The sequence below is a fragment of the Myxococcales bacterium genome, from assembly GCA_016712525.1.
Taxonomy (GTDB): Bacteria; Myxococcota_A; Polyangia; order Polyangiales; family Polyangiaceae; genus JAAFHV01.
Genome location: JADJQX010000008.1, coordinates 944,534 through 961,996, shown reverse-complemented (window position 1 = coordinate 961,996; position 17,463 = coordinate 944,534). Strand labels below are relative to the sequence as shown.

Annotated in this window: 17 protein-coding genes; 14 read left to right on the top strand and 3 right to left on the bottom strand. The window is 70.2% G+C overall.

What is annotated here, in order from left to right; genetic code table 11:
• Positions 1-32 precede the first annotated feature (32 nt).
• Both xseA and IPK71_33665 read left to right on the top strand, forming a co-directional pair.
• The gene (gene xseA / locus IPK71_33670; GenBank protein ID MBK8218708.1) at positions 33-1,556 is read left to right on the top strand and encodes an exodeoxyribonuclease VII large subunit; all 1,524 of its coding nucleotides are present in this window, start codon (positions 33-35) and stop codon (positions 1,554-1,556) included.
• Positions 1,553-2,446 (top strand): shikimate dehydrogenase, encoded by an 894-nt coding sequence (locus IPK71_33665; protein MBK8218707.1) that lies wholly within the window; start codon positions 1,553-1,555, stop codon positions 2,444-2,446. The genes xseA and IPK71_33665 overlap by 4 nt, the downstream gene beginning before the upstream one ends.
• Positions 2,447-2,485: 39 nt before the next feature.
• Here the strand turns inward: IPK71_33665 and IPK71_33660 are convergent, their stop codons facing one another.
• Entirely contained in the window at positions 2,486-3,151 is a 666-nt protein-coding gene (locus IPK71_33660; protein MBK8218706.1) for a DUF1287 domain-containing protein, read from the bottom strand.
• A gap of 27 nt (positions 3,152-3,178) precedes the next feature.
• Here IPK71_33660 and IPK71_33655 point away from each other — a divergent pair, with 27 nt between their 5' ends.
• The 3 genes from IPK71_33655 to IPK71_33645 all read left to right on the top strand — a co-directional run bounded on the left by IPK71_33655 (position 3,179) and on the right by IPK71_33645 (position 5,624).
• Positions 3,179-4,162 (top strand): HAMP domain-containing histidine kinase, encoded by a 984-nt coding sequence (locus IPK71_33655; GenBank protein MBK8218705.1) that lies wholly within the window; start codon positions 3,179-3,181, stop codon positions 4,160-4,162.
• Positions 4,163-4,320: 158 nt separating this feature from the next.
• Positions 4,321-5,007, top strand: a complete 687-nt coding sequence (locus IPK71_33650; protein ID MBK8218704.1) for a response regulator transcription factor — start codon at positions 4,321-4,323, stop codon at positions 5,005-5,007.
• Positions 5,008-5,156: 149 nt separating this feature from the next.
• On the top strand, positions 5,157-5,624 hold the full coding sequence (locus IPK71_33645) for a DUF3293 domain-containing protein (protein MBK8218703.1): 468 nt from the start codon (positions 5,157-5,159) through the stop codon (positions 5,622-5,624).
• A 55-nt stretch (positions 5,625-5,679) separates the two neighbouring features.
• On the opposite strand, the gene IPK71_33640 is transcribed toward IPK71_33645, so the two are convergent.
• Positions 5,680-6,693 carry an SUMF1/EgtB/PvdO family nonheme iron enzyme gene (locus IPK71_33640; protein MBK8218702.1) on the bottom strand — a complete coding sequence of 338 codons (1,014 nt, stop codon included), beginning with the start codon at positions 6,691-6,693 and terminating at the stop codon, positions 5,680-5,682.
• Positions 6,694-6,839: 146 nt separating this feature from the next.
• Between IPK71_33640 and IPK71_33635 the strand changes: the two genes are divergently transcribed.
• The 8 genes from IPK71_33635 (at position 6,840) to IPK71_33600 (ending at position 15,812) form a co-directional block, all read left to right on the top strand.
• On the top strand, positions 6,840-7,442 hold the full coding sequence (locus tag IPK71_33635; protein ID MBK8218701.1) for a hypothetical protein: 603 nt from the start codon (positions 6,840-6,842) through the stop codon (positions 7,440-7,442).
• Positions 7,439-8,776 carry a hypothetical protein gene (locus IPK71_33630; GenBank protein ID MBK8218700.1) on the top strand — a complete coding sequence of 446 codons (1,338 nt, stop codon included), beginning with the start codon at positions 7,439-7,441 and terminating at the stop codon, positions 8,774-8,776. The genes IPK71_33635 and IPK71_33630 overlap by 4 nt, the downstream gene beginning before the upstream one ends.
• Before the next feature lie 69 nt (positions 8,777-8,845).
• Positions 8,846-9,838, top strand: a complete 993-nt coding sequence (locus IPK71_33625; protein ID MBK8218699.1) for an ATP-binding cassette domain-containing protein — start codon at positions 8,846-8,848, stop codon at positions 9,836-9,838.
• Positions 9,835-10,584 carry an ABC transporter permease gene (locus IPK71_33620; GenBank protein MBK8218698.1) on the top strand — a complete coding sequence of 250 codons (750 nt, stop codon included), beginning with the start codon at positions 9,835-9,837 and terminating at the stop codon, positions 10,582-10,584. Before IPK71_33625 ends, IPK71_33620 begins: the two co-directional genes overlap by 4 nt.
• Positions 10,581-12,233 carry a GldG family protein gene (locus tag IPK71_33615; GenBank protein MBK8218697.1) on the top strand — a complete coding sequence of 551 codons (1,653 nt, stop codon included), beginning with the start codon at positions 10,581-10,583 and terminating at the stop codon, positions 12,231-12,233. Before IPK71_33620 ends, IPK71_33615 begins: the two co-directional genes overlap by 4 nt.
• Positions 12,230-14,293, top strand: coding sequence for a DUF4340 domain-containing protein (locus IPK71_33610; protein ID MBK8218696.1), 2,064 nt, complete (start codon positions 12,230-12,232; stop codon positions 14,291-14,293). The genes IPK71_33615 and IPK71_33610 overlap by 4 nt, the downstream gene beginning before the upstream one ends.
• Entirely contained in the window at positions 14,290-15,159 is an 870-nt protein-coding gene (locus IPK71_33605; GenBank protein MBK8218695.1) for a DNA adenine methylase, read from the top strand. Before IPK71_33610 ends, IPK71_33605 begins: the two co-directional genes overlap by 4 nt.
• Positions 15,156-15,812, top strand: a complete 657-nt coding sequence (locus tag IPK71_33600) for a 5-formyltetrahydrofolate cyclo-ligase (protein ID MBK8218694.1) — start codon at positions 15,156-15,158, stop codon at positions 15,810-15,812. The genes IPK71_33605 and IPK71_33600 overlap by 4 nt, the downstream gene beginning before the upstream one ends.
• On the opposite strand, the gene IPK71_33595 is transcribed toward IPK71_33600, so the two are convergent.
• On the bottom strand, positions 15,805-16,563 hold the full coding sequence (locus IPK71_33595; GenBank protein MBK8218693.1) for a hypothetical protein: 759 nt from the start codon (positions 16,561-16,563) through the stop codon (positions 15,805-15,807). The two genes, IPK71_33600 and IPK71_33595, sit on opposite strands and share 8 nt — an antisense overlap.
• 151 nt (positions 16,564-16,714) lie before the next feature.
• Between IPK71_33595 and IPK71_33590 the strand changes: the two genes are divergently transcribed.
• Entirely contained in the window at positions 16,715-17,434 is a 720-nt protein-coding gene (locus IPK71_33590; GenBank protein ID MBK8218692.1) for a TetR/AcrR family transcriptional regulator, read from the top strand.
• Positions 17,435-17,463: the final 29 nt, after the last annotated feature.

The following is a 17,463-nucleotide window of genomic DNA, read 5'->3' as shown; positions in this document are numbered from 1 at the left end:
CCTGCCGAGCTAGCCTTGTCCGGCGAGCAGCGATGGCGAGACGAGAACCCGGCGTCCAAGGGACCTTCGATTTCGGCGGGCCGAAGCCCGAGTCGATCGTGCCGCCGTACCCCGGAGCGACCTCCGCCTCCGAACGGACCACGCCGCGGCCGGAGAAGGCCCCCGAAGCCGCGGGTCGGGCGCCTCTGGAAGGGCCCCGCGCCGAAGCCACGCCTCCTCCTCCGCTCACGGTCGCAGGCTTGGGGCGGCTCGTCGAGCGGTCGCTCGCGGCCACCTTCGAGGCTCCCGTCGTCGTCACGGGGGAGGCCGGGTCCGTGCGCTTCGCGCAGAGCGGGCACCTGTATTTCACGTTGAAGGACGAGGACGACGACGCCGCCATCGACGTGGTCGTGTACCGCACGAACGTCACGCCTCGGGCCCGCGCCGTGGTTCGAGACGGTGCGCAGCTCCTCCTACGTGGTCGCCCTTCGTACTACACGCCGCGGGGCCGCCTCCAGTTCGTCGCCGACAAGGTGGGCCTCACGGGGAGGGGAGCCCTCCTCGAGGCGCTCGAGAAGCTCAAGGCGAAGCTCGCCGCCGAAGGTCTGTTCCGTGAGGAGCGCAAGCGCCCGCTCCCGGCCGACCCCCGCACCATCGGGGTGGTCACCTCGCGCACGGGGGCCGTGATTCACGACATCTGTCGGGTGGCGTTTCGGAGGGGGGGAGCCCACGTGCTCTTGGCTCCCGCACAAGTTCAAGGCGCGACGGCCGCGGCTCAGATCGTGCGCGCCCTCCGCGATCTCGAGCGTGTCCCCGAGGTCGACGTCGTCATCTTGGCCCGTGGGGGAGGCTCGACGGACGATCTCGCTGCGTTCAACGACGAGGCGGTCGTGCGCGCGGTCGCGGACCTCCGGGTCCCCGTGGTCTCGGCGGTCGGCCACGAGGTCGACGTGACCCTGGTCGACTTCGCCTCCGACGCGCGCGCCTCCACGCCCTCTCAGGCTGCCGAGCTCGTCGTCCCCGACGCGAGGGCACGCCAGAGCCTGCTCGCCGAGCGCCGGCGCGGCCTCGTGCGTGCCATGCGCGGCAAGCTCGCGTCGAGCGGCCTCGCGCTCGCGTCGATCGAGAAGCGCCTCGACGACCCGCGGCTCCTCGTCGCTCGCGCCCAACAGGGCCTCGACGATCGACGCGCCCGCCTCGCCCGCGCGGTTCGGAGCCGACTCACGGCCGAGCGCGACGGGCAGCGGGCGCTCGCGACGCGGATCTCGGCGCAGGATCCACGCGCCGTCTTGGCGAGGGAGCGCGAGGCGCTCGCTCGTGCCCGTGGCCGCATCGTGCACGCCGCCTCGGCGCTCCTCGGGTCTCGCGAGACGGACGTGGCGCGCCTCGCCTCGCGCCTCGACGCCATGAGCCCCCTCAAGGTGCTTGGCCGCGGGTACTCCATCGTCGCGCTCGCGTCGGGGAGGGCCGTCCGGTCGAGCCGCGAGGTCGCTCCGGGCGATCGGGTGACCGTGCGGGTCGCCGAGGGGAGCTTCTCCGCCGACGTCGTCGAGGCGAACGAGCGAGGAGCGTCGTGAACGCCCTCCACACGACCTCCCTCGCGTTCGCGGTGGTCGGCTCGCCGATCGGGCACAGCAAGAGCCCGGCGATGCATCGGGCGGCATACCGAGCGCTCGGCCTGCCGCACACCTACGAGGCCATCCTCGCCAACGGCGACGAGCTCCCGGCGATCGTGGACAGGCTCCGCCGCGGCGAGCTGTCGGGCATCAACGTCACGGTTCCGCACAAAAAAAGGGTCCTCGGCCTCGTCGACGTGATCGACTCCACCGCCGCCCTCGTCGACGCCGCCAACACGCTCGTCCGCGACGACGCGGGGCGCGTGCACGCGTTCAACACCGACACCCCCGCGCTGGCCGACGAGCTCCGCGAGCTCGTGCCGGAGGCGCCCGTGTCGTGGACCGGTCGCAGCGCGCTCGTCCTCGGCACCGGCGGCGCGGCGCGCTCCGCGGTCGTGGCCCTCGCGGTCGACCTGCAATGCAGCACGGTCCACGTACGCGGTCGTTCGTTGTCCGATCCTGTCGCGGCGCGCTCGAAGCGCGACGAGCTCGAGGCGCTCGTCCGCCGCGCAGGGCGAAGCACCACTATCGTCGCGGGTCCGCTCGAGGGGTCGCCCGAGGTCGAGCCGGAGCTCTCGGCCGTCGTTCAGTGCACGAGCGCGGGCATGTCGGGCGCCGACCCGGGAGAGTCTCTGCTCTCGGCCGTCGACTTCCAGGCGCTCGGGCCACGCGCCGTGGCGCTCGACGTCGTCTATGCGCCTCCGCTCACCCCCTTCCTGCGCGCGGCCGAGGCGATTGGGCTCCGGTCGGCGAACGGGCTCGGCATGCTTGTTCGCCAAGGGGCGCTCGCGTTCGAGCTGTGGCTACGCGTGCCTGCGCCGTTCAACTCGATGCTCGCGGCCATCACCTGACCCGGGGGCTCGGCCGCGCGGTGCGAAGGCCGTAAGTGTTCAATTAAAAAGGCGAAAGTGGCCGACGATGGGCCACGCGTCGAGGGCATCTTCTTCGGTCGCGCGGGGGCCCGCGTTGTGGAGCACGAGCGGGAGGCCTCGGGTCCCGAGCCGATCGCTCACGAGGCCGATGTGGTCGGCCTTGCACTCGGGACAGCGCCCGTACGTCCACACGATCACGTCGCCCGGCGCGAACGTCGACCGGGTGTCGGGGCCGATGTCGACGGGGAGGCTCCGCGCCGTCCTCCGGAAGAGCACGAAGAGGTTCGGGGTGCGCCGGTGATCGACGCGCCCGTCGGGGGAGAGAATGCCCGGGTACGCGGAGGGCGCGAGGCGCACGTCGAGCTGGAGCCTCGTTTGGACGTCGTAGCCGGACGCCCCGAGCGCACGCGCCACGAGGTCCGTGCACGCCCCGCGGTCCTTGGAGGGCGCCCCCATGGCTCTCTCGACGTACCTGCGATCGTAGACGACGCCCGAACGCACCTCGCTGCGCGCCCGCTCGATGGCACGCGCCACGCGCACCTCGCGAGGCTCCGGATCGGCGGCCGACGGGCGCGCGAGGGCCACGACCGCGAGCACGACGGACGAGAGCACCGCGCGGCGACCCATCGCGCGCTCGACGAGGCCCTCGGCTCGGGTGCAGGTGGCGACGCGCGGCTCTCGCATTCCGCAGATTCATGGCACATTCGGGGCGTGGTCGCACCCGCACAGACGAACAAAGAGAAGGCGCAAGCTTGGGCCGAGCGCAACACGAAGAACCTGCAGCGCCTCGGCTACCGCCGCATCGTGCAGATGATCGTCTACCTGCTCGTCATCCCCACGGTCTTGCTGCTGGCGATCGGGATCTTTTCGCTCTTTCTCGAGGGGCGCATCAACTTCATCTTCGGCATCCTGATGGTGGCCTTCGTGTCCGTCATGATCACGGGGATGGTGCTCGTGCTCGTGTTCGTGCGGCGAGAGGCCAACCTCTCCGAGCTCCAGGCCGACTTCGTCTCGAAGGTGAGCCACGAGTTTCGTACGCCGCTCACCGCCATCCGCCTCTTCGCCGAGACGCTCGAGCGCGCGAACGGAGATCCGGAGACCCAGGCCAAGTGCGTCGCGCAGCTCCGAACGGAGACCGAGCGCCTCACGCGGCTCATCGAGCGCCTGCTCGATTTCGGGCGAATGCAGGCCGGGCGCAAGGTGTACGAGCTCCGCGAAGAGCTCGTGTCGGACTTGGTTGCTGATGCCGAGGACGCGTTCGCTCCGTATCGAACGAAGAGCCCGGACCTCGACTACGCGAGCGACGTGTCCCCCGAGGCCGCCGCGCTCGTGGTCCGGGTCGATCGCGCGGCCGTCGCCGACCTCCTCGTGAACCTCATGTCCAACGCGCTCAAATACGGGGGAAGCCCGCCCGTGGTGCGGCTCGTCGTCAAGGTCACGAAGGAGGGGCGCGTCGCCTTCGAGGTCAGCGACAACGGCGAGGGCATCCCCGGCCACGAGCGCGAGCGCATCTTCCAGAAGTTCTACCGCATCGACGACCGCCTCTCTCGGATGCGCGAGGGCAGCGGCCTCGGCCTCGCGATCGTCAAGCACGTCGCGCGGGCCCACGGCGCCAAGGTCACCGTCGAGAGCGCCAAGGAGCGGGGGTCCACGTTCTCGTTCGTGCTCCCCCGGGAGCTCGTCGCGACCGAGTGACGAATTTTGCAACGTTCCGCAGCTACGGGGTTTTTCGGCGATCCCGACCGCGTGATCCGCTCGTTCGGCGGCGCGCGATGATGTAACGTCGGAGCGTGGCTAACGGAAAGGTCGACTCGCCCGAGCCGCTCTCGGATCGCCGCACCGACGGCTCCGGACTGGAAGGGCGGCACGTGCTCGTCGTCGAGGACGACCCGGCGATCGCGCTCGGGCTTCGCATCAACCTCGAAGCCGAAGGCTACCGCGTCACCCTCGCCGACGATGGCGAGCGCGGGCTCCAGGTGATCCGCGCCGAGCGCCCGGACCTCGTCGTGCTCGACGTCATGTTGCCCCGCAAGAACGGCTTCGAGGTCATGCACGAGCTCCGCGCCGAGGGCATCTCGGTGCCCATCATCGTGCTCTCCGCGCGGACCGGCGAGATGGACAAGGTCACCGGGCTCGAGCTCGGCGCCGAAGACTACGTCGCGAAGCCGTTCAGCCTCGCGGAGCTCTTGGCGCGCGTGCGCGTCGCCCTCCGGAGGCTCGGTCGCGCCGCACCGAAGGCGGAGCTCGTGCGCTTCTCGTCGGTCGAGGTCGACGTGTCGGCGCGCTCCGTGCGACATCGAGATGCCCTGGTCGAGCTCACCGCGACCGAGTTCGACGTGCTCATGTGCCTCGTCGAGAACCGAGGGAAGGCCCTCTCGCGGGACGACATCTTCCGCCGTGTGTGGGGGCCGAACCACCACGGGACGCCGCGTACGATCGACAACTTCATGCAGCAGCTCCGGCAGAAGCTCGAGGACGATCCCACGAATCCGCGGCACTTTCTCACCGTGCGCGGCATCGGCTACCGGTTCGATGGCTAAGTCGGCGGTCACGACGTTCGACGACGATCGCCCGCCCCGTTCGAGGAGCGTGACCGTCGATCGCGCGGCGCGCAGGTCATGCCCTGACGCGGGGCGGGTGAGCCGACGTTCAGCTCCGCTCGGCGCGATTTCCGGCTAAGTACGCCCCGATGGACAATAACCTCCTCCGTCACTACCTGGCGACGGTCTACGAGCTCCCGACGGCCAACGGACCGCTCCGCGTCTCGCTCGACGGCGACACGGTCACGGACCCCTCGACCCTGCCCGAGCTCCTCACGAAGCCGTTCACCGTGCTGACGGCGTTCAATCCGCGCAGCATGCTCCTGCCGCGGAAGGTGAACGAGGGCCGCCACACCGTGCTGCGCGATCTCCTCGTGCTCGGTTGCTACCGCGTCGAGGCCTGCGTGGGCTACGAAGAGGACCCCGACAGCACGTGGCGCGAGCCCGCGTGGCTCGTGCACGGCATGGACCGCGACGAGGCCGTCGCGTTCGGGCGTGTGTTCCGTCAGAACACGATCCTCGTCTGCCGTGGCGCGCGGCCCGAGCTGCTCGTCACCGACCCGACGTGCGACGACGTGGGCCGCGCCATCGTGGGCAACTGGCGCATCCGAGGCTGAGCCTCACGCGAGCTCGAGGCCGACGACGGGGCGTGGGGCGGCCGTCGTTCGCGCCTCAGCGAGCGTCTTTGGCGCACCGCCCGCCGGTCATGAGGAGCTTGAACGTGCCCGGGTGGTGCACGCGGTTCGAGCTCCTGAGGCCGTCGGCGTCGTAGTTGTAGGCGCCTCCGCGGATGGAGCGCTCGCACTCGGTCGGGATCGGGTTCGAGCCCGTGTAGCCTTGTTTTCCCTCGGCGCGCAGCTTGTTCTGGGCGGCGAGGATCTCGTCGCACGAGCCGGGCTCGCCGCGGTCGGCGCCAGGTCGGGTGTAGGCGAAGGGGTCGTACATGTCCTCCATCCACTCCCACACGTTCCCGGCGAGGTCGTCGTGGCCGTAGGGGCCACGGCCGAGCGGGTGGGTGCCCACGTCCTCGGTCTTGCTCGACTGGAAGACCGTACGCTCGTGCGTGGGCGGCTCGTTGCCCCACGGGTAGCGGCGTCCGTCGTCGCCTCGCACCGCGCGCTCGAGCTCGGCCTCCCGCGGCAGCCTCTTTCCGCGGAACGCGCAGTAGGCGCGAGTGTCGCCCCACGTGATGCCCGTGACGGGTTTGTTCGGGCCGACGAACACTCCGCCGAACCGTGAGATGACCTTCGCGTCGGGTGCACGGCACGCGCCGGCCTTCACGCACTCGCCGTACTCGGCGTGGGTGATCTCGGTCACGTCGAGAAAGAAAGGCGCGAGGGTCACCTTGTGCGCCGGCCGCTCGTCGGGTTGACCGCCCACGTCGATCCCCATCGTGAACGTCCCCCCGGGCACGAGCTTCATTCCTTTCGGAGCCTCGGGGCTCGGGTCCGTCGCGTCGCCCGCCGCGTCGCGGACGTCCTCTCCGGCATCGGCGGCGTCCTTCGGGCGAGCGTCCCGCGGGTCGAGCACCGTGACCGGCGGTGGGATGGTGGCGTCGTGCTCCTTCGCGGGCGCCGCGGCCGTGCCTTTGCCCGCGTCGTGCTCGGGGTGGGCGCACGCGGGGCCGAGGGCGCACACGGCGCCGAGGGCGCACACGAGCGCCCAAGATCGAACCTTCGAGACCATGTCCACGCATCATGGTCCGAAGGCCGCTCCGTCGGCAAACTTGGTGACGGCGCGAAGGTGGCCCGGCTTGGCACACGTGAAGCGGCGTGTATCTTGTTGGTTCTATTGCGGATTATGCTGGCCTTCGGTTTGCAGTATCTCGGAGCATGCGCACCCCCATCGTCGCCTTCGTCTCTTCGGTTGCTCTCCTCGTCGCTTGCAGCGGTGCGCTCGAGAGCGCAGGTCCCGGCAAGATCGACACCGGCTCGAACCTCGTCGTCTCGGCTGCCGTCTCGGGCCTCACGCTCGGCGACGAAGGCTGCGCGGCGACCGCCGGGGCGCCTGCCTCACGAGCGCCTGCCGCGGACTGCGCCGAGCCCGCTCCCGGCATGGCGCCCGGCTCCGGGTGTGGCGGGTGGGTGTGCCGTCCGTCGAGCGTCCAGATCGCCATCACCGCCGAAGGCACCGGCGCCGCGACGAAGATCGAGGTCGTGCGTGTCACGCTGCTCGAGTCGGACGACAAGGAGCTCCAAGACCTCGCCGCGTCGAGCCCGCGCCAATGGACCGAGTCGGGGTACGCGGCGTTCTCGGGCTCGGTCGGGGCAGGGGCGAACCTGAAGACGATGTGGTCGCTCGAGGCGCCCACTTGGTCGAAGCACGGCGCGAGCTACACGAAGCAGTACAAGGTCCGGATCACGCTGAAGGCAGGCTCGGGCACGACGACGGTGGACTCCGAGCTCGTGAGCCGCGAAGCTCCTGTCGCGACGTGACGACGACGACGACGAAAAAACGGCTCGCGACGATGGTCGTGCTGGCAGCGATCACGCTCGGCCTCCTAGCGCTCGTGGTGCACCGTAGGCCCAGCACCGCGAGTGTCGGTCCCGCCGAGCGGCTCACGCGCGAGGGCATGATGGCAGAGGCCACGCGCTACCTCGACGACCCCGCATTTCGGAGGGCCGAGCTCGAGCGCTGCCTCACGAACCCCGAGAACACGTACTCGAAGGAGCGCCTTCGGTACTACGGGCTCGCCACGAAGGGCTGGGATCTCCTGCCCGAGTGGAACCCGCGGTCGCTTGCCGTCCGCGGCGTACCGGACGAGCGCGCCCTCCGCGAGTCTCGCCCTCTCTGGGACGGGGTGAGGCCCACGTCGTACGAGGCGTGGCTGGCCCTCGGGCGCGAGGTGTTCTTTCGCTACCCGCTCCGCACCGACGCCGTCGCGCGTTTCGCCGTCGAGCGGCCCGACGAGGCGGCCCGGTACGGCGTGGTGCGCTCGTCCGACGGCGCCGTGCCCGGCCTCGTGCACTTCCTCGACGTCGACGGCTCTCCCGCGCTCGGGATCACGTGCGCGCTCTGCCACACGGCGCTCGACGGCGCGACCCTCGTCGTGGGCGAAGCGCGTCGCACCCTCGACTACGGCGCCGCGCGCCTCGCGTACGCCGCGATGGGGCGTGGGCCGGTCGAGGCCGAGCTCTCGCGCCGCATGCGCATGTGGGGGCCCGGTCGCGCGGACGTCACCGAGGACGACGACGAGGACCCGGTCGCCATCCCCGATCTGTTCGGCCTTCGGCACCAAGCCTACCTGACCCAGGCCGGCACCATTCGCCACACGGGCCTCGCCGCGCTCGCGCTCCGCCAAGAGACGCAGCTTCTCACCTCGAACCACCAGCGCATTCGCCCGCCGCGTGTGCTCGCCGTGGCGCTCGCCATGTTCGTCGAGTCGCTCGAGGTCCCCTCCGAGGCGCCGCGCGAGCATCCGGGGAGGCCGCTCTTCGAACGGCAGTGCGCGCGATGCCACGCGAGCCCCGTGCGTGGAGGCGAGCTCGTCTCGTCCGTGACGGTGGGCACGGACTCGGCGCTCTCGATGGGAAAGGCTAGAGGAACCGGATACTTACGAACACCGGCGCTCCTCCGTGTGAAGCGCTCGGCGCCGTTCCTCCACCACGGCGCGGTGCGGTCGATAGGCGAGCTGCTCTCGCCCGAGCGCCTCTCCCCGGCCTACCACGGCGGCGTGAACGGCGACGGGCCCGTGCCTGGGCACCCTTACGGAACGGACCTGTCTCCGGCCGACCGTGCCTCGCTCGCGGCGTACGTCGAAGCGCTCTGAAGGGTTCGTCTTCCGCGAAAAAACGTGGGATATTCGCGCCTCGGCGTCCCGCCGCTCTTCGCTCCGCCCATGATCGTCGTTCGAGATCTCGTCAAACGGTACGGCGCCCGAGAGGCCATCTCGGGGCTCTCGTTCACCGTGGGGCGCGGGGAGATCGTGGGCTTCCTGGGCCCGAACGGCGCGGGGAAAAGCAGCACGCTCCGCATCGTCGCGGGGTACCTCGGGCCCACGAGCGGGACGGTCGAGGTGTGCGGCCACGACGTCGTCACGGCGGGCCTCGCGGCGCGCTCCTGTGTCGGCTATATGCCCGAAATGGTTCCGCTTTATCCGGAGATGAGGGTGATCGAGTACCTCGGGTTCCGGGCCGAGCTCAAAGGGGTGGCGCGGCGAGCACGCGCGGGCCGAGTCGACGACGTGATGGAGAAGGCTCGTGTCACGGACGTGGCCCACGTGCTCATCGGCAACCTCTCCAAAGGGTACCGCCAGCGTGTCGGTCTCGCCGACGCCCTCGTCGCCGATCCGCCGCTCCTCGTGCTCGACGAGCCTACGGCGGGCCTCGACCCGAACCAGATTCGGGACGTGCGCGAGGTGGTGGCCGGTCTTCGTGGCACGCACACGGTGCTCCTCTCGACGCACATCCTGAGCGAGGTCGAGGCGAGCTGCGATCGCGCCATCGTGATCGCGAAGGGCAAGCTCGTCGCCGAGGGCACGCTCGACGAGCTGGGTCGCGCGCGTGCGTCGACCGGCGTGCGGCTCGTTTGCTCGGGCGAGCTCGAAGCGGCGCGTCGCGCCCTCGTGAAGGTCGAGGACACGCTCCCCGAGGAGGCCTCGGAGCCGACCGTCTCGCGTGAGGGGGAGCTCCTCCGCGTCGAGGTCGCCTGGGGGCCGCACGTCGACGTCGACACGGCTCGGGTGCACGCAGCCCTGGCGAAGGCCATGGTCGACGAGGGCCTCGGTCTCGTCGAGCTCGGGGCCGCCCGAGGCCGCCTCGAGGACGTCTTCGCCGAGCTCACGACGGCAAAAGATCCCGAGCCCGCGTCGTCCCCGAAGGGCGCGCCATGAGGGGATTTTGGCCTCTCTTGAAGCGCGAGCTCTTCGCGTATTTCGTCACGCCGCTCGCGTGGGTGCTGGTCAGCGTGTTCTTGATCGTCCAGGGCCTCCACTTCTACGTGCTCGTCGAGCAGCTCTCGACGCAGGTGGGAGCTTCGGGGGACGTGTCCCCGGTGTCGGCGTTCTTCGGCAACACGATCCTGCTCTACCTCGTGCTCTTCTTGCTCGTCCCGGCCATGACCATGCGCCTCTTCGCGGAGGAGCGAAGGAGCGGGACGGCCGAGGCGTTGCTCACGGCACCCGTCTCGACGACGGCGGTGGTGCTCTCGAAGTACGTGGCCGTGCTCGTCGTTTACGTGGTCATGTGGGCGCCGACGACCCTCTATTTGGTCATCCTCAGGCGGACGGGCGCGCTCGACGCCCACGTGGCGGCGTCGTCGTACCTCGGCGTGCTGCTCGTCGGCGCGGCGTACCTCTCGACGGGGCTCCTCACGAGCGCCATGACCAAGTCTCAGCTCATCGCGTTGGTGCTCTCCGCGCTCGTCATCCTCGTGCTCTTCCTCCTCGGCATAGGCGAGCTCGTCGCCCGCGAGGGGACGACGATGCATGCGGTCTGCAATCATGTGTCCGTCTGGGCGGCGATGAGCGATTTCTCGAGTGGGATCGTCGACACGAGGCGCCTCGTCTTTTACGGCACGCTCACCGTGGTGCCCCTCTACTTCACCGTGCGCGTCGTCGACGCCTGGAGGTGGGGATGAGCCCGCTCCGCGTCCTCGTGGGCCAGGTGAAGGCGCTCCGGCGGGACGAGCTCGGAAAGCTCGTGGGCCTGCTCGCCGCGACGGCGATCGGCTTCTTCGTGAACATGTACGCGTCGCGCCACTACGCAAGGTGGGACGTGACCGAGGACAGGCGCTACACGCTCTCGGCTGCCACGAAGACGACGCTGCGAGAGCTCCGCGAGCCCGTCGAGGTGTGGGTGCTCCTCGGCGCGCAGGAGCCGCTCAAGCAGAGCGTCTCGCAGATCCTCACGGCGTACGCGGCCGAGTCGAGCCAGATCGTCGTCAAGAACGTCGACCCCGACAAGGACCCGCTCGCCTTCGAGGACGTCCGAAAGCGTTTCCGCATCGAGGCGGGCCGCGCCGAGGACGGGCGCGTGGTGACCGACGCGGCGATCGTCGTCGCGCGACGGGAGAAACACTGGTTCATCGAGCCGACCGACCTCTACACGGCCTCGGAGAAGGACGACACCAAGGTCCGGCCGCGCGAGGAGGAGGCGCTCACGCTCGCCATTCGCAACGTCGTTCGCGAAGGCGCGAGGGCGCGGCTCTGCTTCACGGAGGGCCACGGCGAGGCGTCGACGCGGGACGGCTCCGAGCGCGGCCTCTTCTTCCTCAAGAACGTGCTCGAGAAGGACAACTACGACGTAGCCTCGGTCGACCTTACCGTGCCGGGCTCCGGAGAGCCTCTCGCGGGCTGCGCGGTGGTGATCGTGCCGGGGCCTCGTTCTGCGTTCGCGGCGGGCGAGGCCGAACGGCTCCGCACCTACCTGATGACGGGCGGCAGCGGCCTCTTCGCGCTCGGCCCCACGCCCGACGCCGCGGGGGTGGACCCGACGGGGCTCTCCTCGGTGCTCGCGCCGTTCGGGGTGCGTCTCGGCGGAACCATCGTCGTCGAAGCGGCGAAAGATCGAGCACTTCCCGATAGTTACGGCGTTCGGTTTTTCGCCGACCCCAAGCCTCACGCGACCACCATGGGCCTCGTCGTGCGGGACGAGCGCGAGCCGCCACGGGTGCTCGTACAGCTCTCGCGGCCCCTTTACCACGCGACCGAAGCGGGCGCGGCCGTCGCCACGGATCTCCTCGTCTCGAGCCCGGAGTCCTTCGGCATCGCGACGGCGGACGGTGCCGCCACGTGGACCAAGACCCCGGAGAAGCGCCCCGAGGACACGAGCGGGCCGTTCGTGCTCGCCATGGCCGCGGAGCGCGAGAAGACCCACAGAGACGCGCCGCACGGGCCGAGGGTCGTGGTCCTCGGCGCGTCGACCGCGCTCTTCGAGGCGAACTTCCGCGAGCCCTTCGGGGTGCGCGGCGCGGCGCTCCTCGTCGAGAGCTCGCTCTCGTGGCTGGCGACGAAGCCCGAGATCGTCGACATCCCTCCGAAGGCCGACGTCGCGGCCGGCGTACGGATTACGGAAGAGTCTCGCGCCGAGGTGCGGCGCTACGTCGTCTTTCTCATGCCGCTCGCCGTAGCGCTCCTCGGGGTGGCGGTGGCCTTTCGCCGAAAGAGCACCGAGGGGCGCGCGCACGTCGCCCGAGCGCCGGTCGAGGGCACACCTGCGAAGCGCGAAGGCCGACGGTCCGACGAAAAACGCGCCGGCCGGGCGAAGGGAGGCCGCTCCGGGCGATGAGGCAGAACCTTGCGCCCGTCGTGCTCGTGCTCGTCGCGCTCGTCCTGGGTGTGCTCGTGTACCGGGATCGCGTGGCCCCCTCGGACGCGGAGCGCGCGCTCCGGAAAGACTCGCTCTTTCCCGCGTGGCGGCGCGATCGGGTCACGGCCGTGACGCTGCGTGGTCCGGGCGGCGAGGTGCGTCTCGATCGCGCTCCGGCGACCCACACATGGACGATCCACGGATCGACGGAGGCCCCGGACGCGGCCAAGGCGGACGTCCTCTTCGCCGAGCTCGAGGCGGCCGTGGCGCTGCGCTCGGTCGACAAGGACGCCACCATGGGGCTCGCTTCGCCGCGCGTCACGGGCGAGATCGTGATGGGCGACGCGGTCTACGTGTTCGCCCTCGGCGGACCTGCGCCGAAGCCCGAGGGCGCGGCGTACCTCGAGGTCGTGGGGGTCGGGACGTTCGTCGTCGAGAAGCGGCTCGCCACGGCGCTCCTCGCGGACGTGTCCGAGTACCGCGACAAGCGTCTCGTGCCAAAGGCGCTCGCCTCGCCGGAGCGGGCCCACGTGGTCCCCGCGTCCGGAGACGCGTTCGACCTCGTCCGCAGCGGGCGCGTCCGCCACACCCTCGGCGACTCCGGGCCGTACGCGTCGCGCGCCGAGGTCACGGCCTTCCAGACCGCGCTCGCGGACCTCTCCGTGACGAAGTCTCTGTCGGCGACCGAGGCCTCGGCCCGCGCCTCTTCCGGTGCGCCGTTCCTCACGCTACGCGCCGACACGGCCGAAGCGACGTTCGTGGTCGCAGGTCCGTGCCCGGGCGCACCCGAGGACGTGGTCGTCGCGCGTCGAGGCGAGCCTCCGATGGCGGGGTGTGTTCCGGCGGGCGTCGTCGCGACGCTTCGACGGCCCCGCGGGACCTACGCCGACGGCCGCGTGTTCTTCGTGCGGATCGACGAGCTCGAGGAGGTGCGCATCGAGAGGCCCGGAAGCGCTCCGTTCGACGTGGCCCGGAAGGGCTCGGGCTTTCGCGTGCGTGCGCCGCGTGAGCGTGATCTCGAGGGAGACGCTTCGGACGGGTTGCGGGCCTTCCTCGGGCGCCTCCTCGAGCTCGGCGGTGTCGCCGTCGATGGCGTGAAAGGCGAGGAGATCTCGAAGGTTCGCATCGTGTACGGAAAGGTGACCGAGGAGGTTCGGTTCGTGCGCGACACCTCGGGCTCGGTGGTCGCCGTGCGGACCGACGGGAAGGGGCTCGTCCTCCCGGCCGGCGCGGAGAGGTTCGTCTCGCCTCCGGATGCGCTCGATCGGCCGCTCGCCCTCTTCCCCCGGGATCGCGCGCTCGAGGGGCTGCGCCTCGCGTGTGGCGGGCTCGTCCAGGACATCGTCCGCCGTGGGGGTCTCACGCTCTCGGCCCCGGCTCCGTTCCCTCTCGACGTCGCGCTCGCCTCGCAAGCGATGACCACGGTCCAAGGGGCGCGCGCCGACGTTTGGGTCTCGGATCGCCGTGACGGCCTCGTGCCGCCCGCGTCCGCGTGCACCATCACCGCGAGGTTCGAGGGAGATGCCGGGCCCCGTGAGCTCACGCTCGAGCTGTCGTCTCCGGAGGCCGAGACGGTCTACGGGGCGTTTCGTGGCGAGGGCGCGGTGCTCGTCGTCCCTCGGGAGCTCGCGCGCCTCGTCGTGCGTCCCCTCGTCTCGCGCGAAGGGTTCGCGGTCGACGAGGACCGCGTCGAGACGCTCGAGGTCACGACGGGGCTCGGCGCTCGACGGCTCTCGGTCGGTGGAGACGGCGGAGTGGGCTCGGCCGCTCGACGCGCGCTCGGGGGCCTTCGCCCGCTCTTCGCCGTGCGTCGTGGTCCCCTCGGAGATGGCGAGCGTGATCCCGCGCGGACCGAGATCGCCGTCACGGTCGCGAGCGACGCCGGGCCCTCGCGGACCGTCCGGTACCGGTTCGGCAAGGTGATCGCCGCGCCGGAGGGCAAAGTGGTGTATGCGGAGCGTGACGGATCGGGCTACGTGTTCGCCGTCCGCGAAGGTCCGGTCGCCGAGCTTCGTGCGTTCGTCGAGACGCCCCCATGAGAAAGCGCCCCCTCTCCGCCGAGCTTCCGCATGTCGCTCGACCCATCGTCAAATGGGCGGGGGGCAAGGGCGAGCTCGTCTCGGAGCTCGTCTCGGCCATGCCCCGCGCGATCGGCACGTACGTCGAGCCGTTCGCCGGGGGCGCCGCGCTCTTCTTCGCGCTCGCATCCGAGCCTCGCCCGAGGTTCGTCCGCGCGCACCTGAACGATCGCAACGCCGAGCTCGTGGCTTCGTACCGGGCCGTCCGCGACGACGTCGACGGTCTCGTCGAGCGCCTCGGTGAGTACAGGTACGATCGCGAGCAGTACTACAAGGTCCGGGACTCCGAGACCGCCGAGCTCACCGATGTCGCCCGCGGGGCGCGGCTCATCTACCTGAACAAAACGTGCTTCAACGGCCTCTGGCGCGAGAACTCGAAGGGCAAGAACAACGTCCCCTTCGGGACGTACGAAAACCCCAAGATCCTCGACGAAGAGGGCCTGCGCCGCGCGAGCCGTGCCCTCGCCTGGGTGCGGCTCACCGTGGGGGACTTCGAGGCCGCGTGCGAGGGCCTCGGGCCCGGAGACTTCGCCTACTTCGACCCTCCGTACGTACCCGCATCGAAGACGGCGAGCTTCACCGCCTACTCGGCCCGTGGCTTCCCGAGGGCCGACCAGGAGCGCCTCGTCGCGCTGATGTTCGCCCTCAAAAAACGTAAGGTTCACGCCATGTTATCGAACGCCGATACGGCCGAGAGCCGGGCGCTCTACGAGGGCCTCGTCATCAAAGAGGTGTCCGCGCGCCGCTCGATCAACTCCGACAAGACGAAGCGCGGCGCGGCGGGCGAGCTCGTCGTGACGAACTACGTGCCGGGGAAGAAGCCATGAACGAGCGAGGGTCGCCCGAGGACGCCCACGAGCCGCACGCGAAGGGCTCTCTCTACCCTGACGACGTCATCGCCATGAAGGTGAAGGCGGAGCTCCGAAAGCGCATGCGAGGCGTGCGGAGAGCGGCCCAACCCTCGGCGTGCGAAGCGCGTTCGAACAAGATCCGCGATCGCCTCTCGGCGCTCCCCGAGCTCGGCGCGGCCCGCACGATCGCCTTGTTTTTCCCAATCGAAGGCCGCAACGAGGTCGACCTGCGCCCGCTCGACGCCGCGCTGCGCGCTTCGGGCAAGACCCTCGTCTACCCGAGCATCGACCCGGACACGAACGTCATGACCTTTCGCGTGGTCGACGATCTCGATGCGCTGGAAGAGCGTGGCAAGGGCTTTCGAGAGCCGAGCCCCGAGGCCGAAGAGGTCGCTCGCCCCGACGTGATCGTCGTACCTGCGCTCGCCGTCGCGCCCACCGGGCACAGGCTCGGGTACGGCGCCGGGTACTACGATCGCGCCCTCGCCGCCGCGCCGTCGTCGTTTTCGGTCGTGGTCGCGTTCGACTACCAGCTCCTCGTCGAGGTCCCCACGCTCTCCCACGACGTCGCCGTGAAGCTCGTGGTGACCGACGCCCGGGTGCTCGCCCCCGAAGCCCCCGTCACTTGAACGTGAGGAACCTGCGCACACGAGCGGCGGCGGCGCGTGCGGCCGACGGATGGTGCGCGGACACGACCTTGCCCGTTCGCCCCGAGATCACGACGAAGAACTCTTCGCCCACGCGCGCCCTCGCCTCGCCCTCGTACCGATAGCGGATCACGTAGAGGGGCACCCTCACGAAGAGCGCCGAACGAACGCGGTGCTTCGTGTCGACGTAGAGCGCGCTCTGGGGGGCGATGGCGCGCGTGAGCAAGGTGGTCGCGTCTCGCTCCGCGGCCTCGCGAGAGACGTCGGCGTCGACGAGCTCACCACCCTCGGGCGTGTAGCTCGCGAGCGACTCGAGCTCGGCGATGTCGAGCTCGATGGGCTCGGTGTCTCCGACGACGCCCGAGAGCCAGCTCGGGAGCCCGAGCTCGTAGGGAAACGCCCTCCTCGCGCACACGAGCAAGACGGCGTCCTTGTGCTTGGTGCCACCCGTGGGAAGCGGGACGTTTCCGACGCGCACGCCGGACAAGCCCAGATGAAACCCATCGACGCTCGCGTCGACTCGCCAGAAGGGGACCCACCCGAGACGCGGTGCGTCGCGTTCGGGGTCCCCGAGGTCGGCGGGGCGGAGGGCCCTCTCGACGATAGCGCGTTTGGCGAGGTCGGCGGCCTCCGCGAACCCGATTCGGGCCCGCACCGCGTAGCCGTCGACCTCGGGAATTCTTGATGGATTCTCTAGCTTTGGCGGCAGTGCACTGCCGGGGAATCGGCTCATGGGTGGGCGCTCCTCGGGGGGTGGTCACTAGGCTTAGCACCCTGTCGTGCCGAAGGGCGGAACGGGGGCCGAACCGGAGAGGTGTCCGAATTCGTCGTCGGAAGAGACAAAACGGCACCACGGCGTCTTGCTCCGCGCTATCATCAGACTCGTGAAAAAGAGCGATGATACCCGCCTGGCGCTCCTCCGCGCCGCTGAGAAGCTCATCCTGCGCGACGGTGTCGCGGCCGTTTCGCTCCGAGAGATCGCTCTCGAGGCGGGCCAGCGCAACCACTCGGCAGTCCTCTATCACTTCGGTGACAAGCGAGGCATGCTCGATGCCATCCTCGAGCGTCACTCGATTCCGATACAGACGGGGTGGCTCGCCACCTTGAAGCACGTCGAGGCGTGGGGTCCGCTCGACCTCTCGAAGCTCGTGTCGCTCCTCGTCCGTCCCATCGTGGACAAGGTCGAAGACGTCGACGGTGGGCGCGCCTATCTCGCGGTCTGCGCCGAGCTCGTCTCGAGCCCCGCGTACCCGCTCTCCACGATGGCCTCGTCGAGGGGCGAGGGCGCCGTCGCCATTCGCGAGCGGATGCGCCAGCACATCCCGTCGGACGTGCCCGCTGCGCTGGTCGAGCTCCGCATGAACCGCGTGAACGCGATCATCTACACGGGCGTGACCGACTACATCCGCCTCGGGAAGACCCAGGGCGGTCTCCACGCGGAAGCGGTCGTCGACGACATCGTCGCGTCCGTCGTGGCGGTCATCACCACGCGTCCCATCGAGCGGAGCCACGGCCCGATCGAAGGCGAAGAGTCGACGGTGCGCACGAAAGCCGCGCCCAAGTCGGTGCCGGCGCCCGCCAAGAAGAAGGCCGCCAAGGCCTGAAGGCAACCACGCCGCCCGTAGGCGAGCGA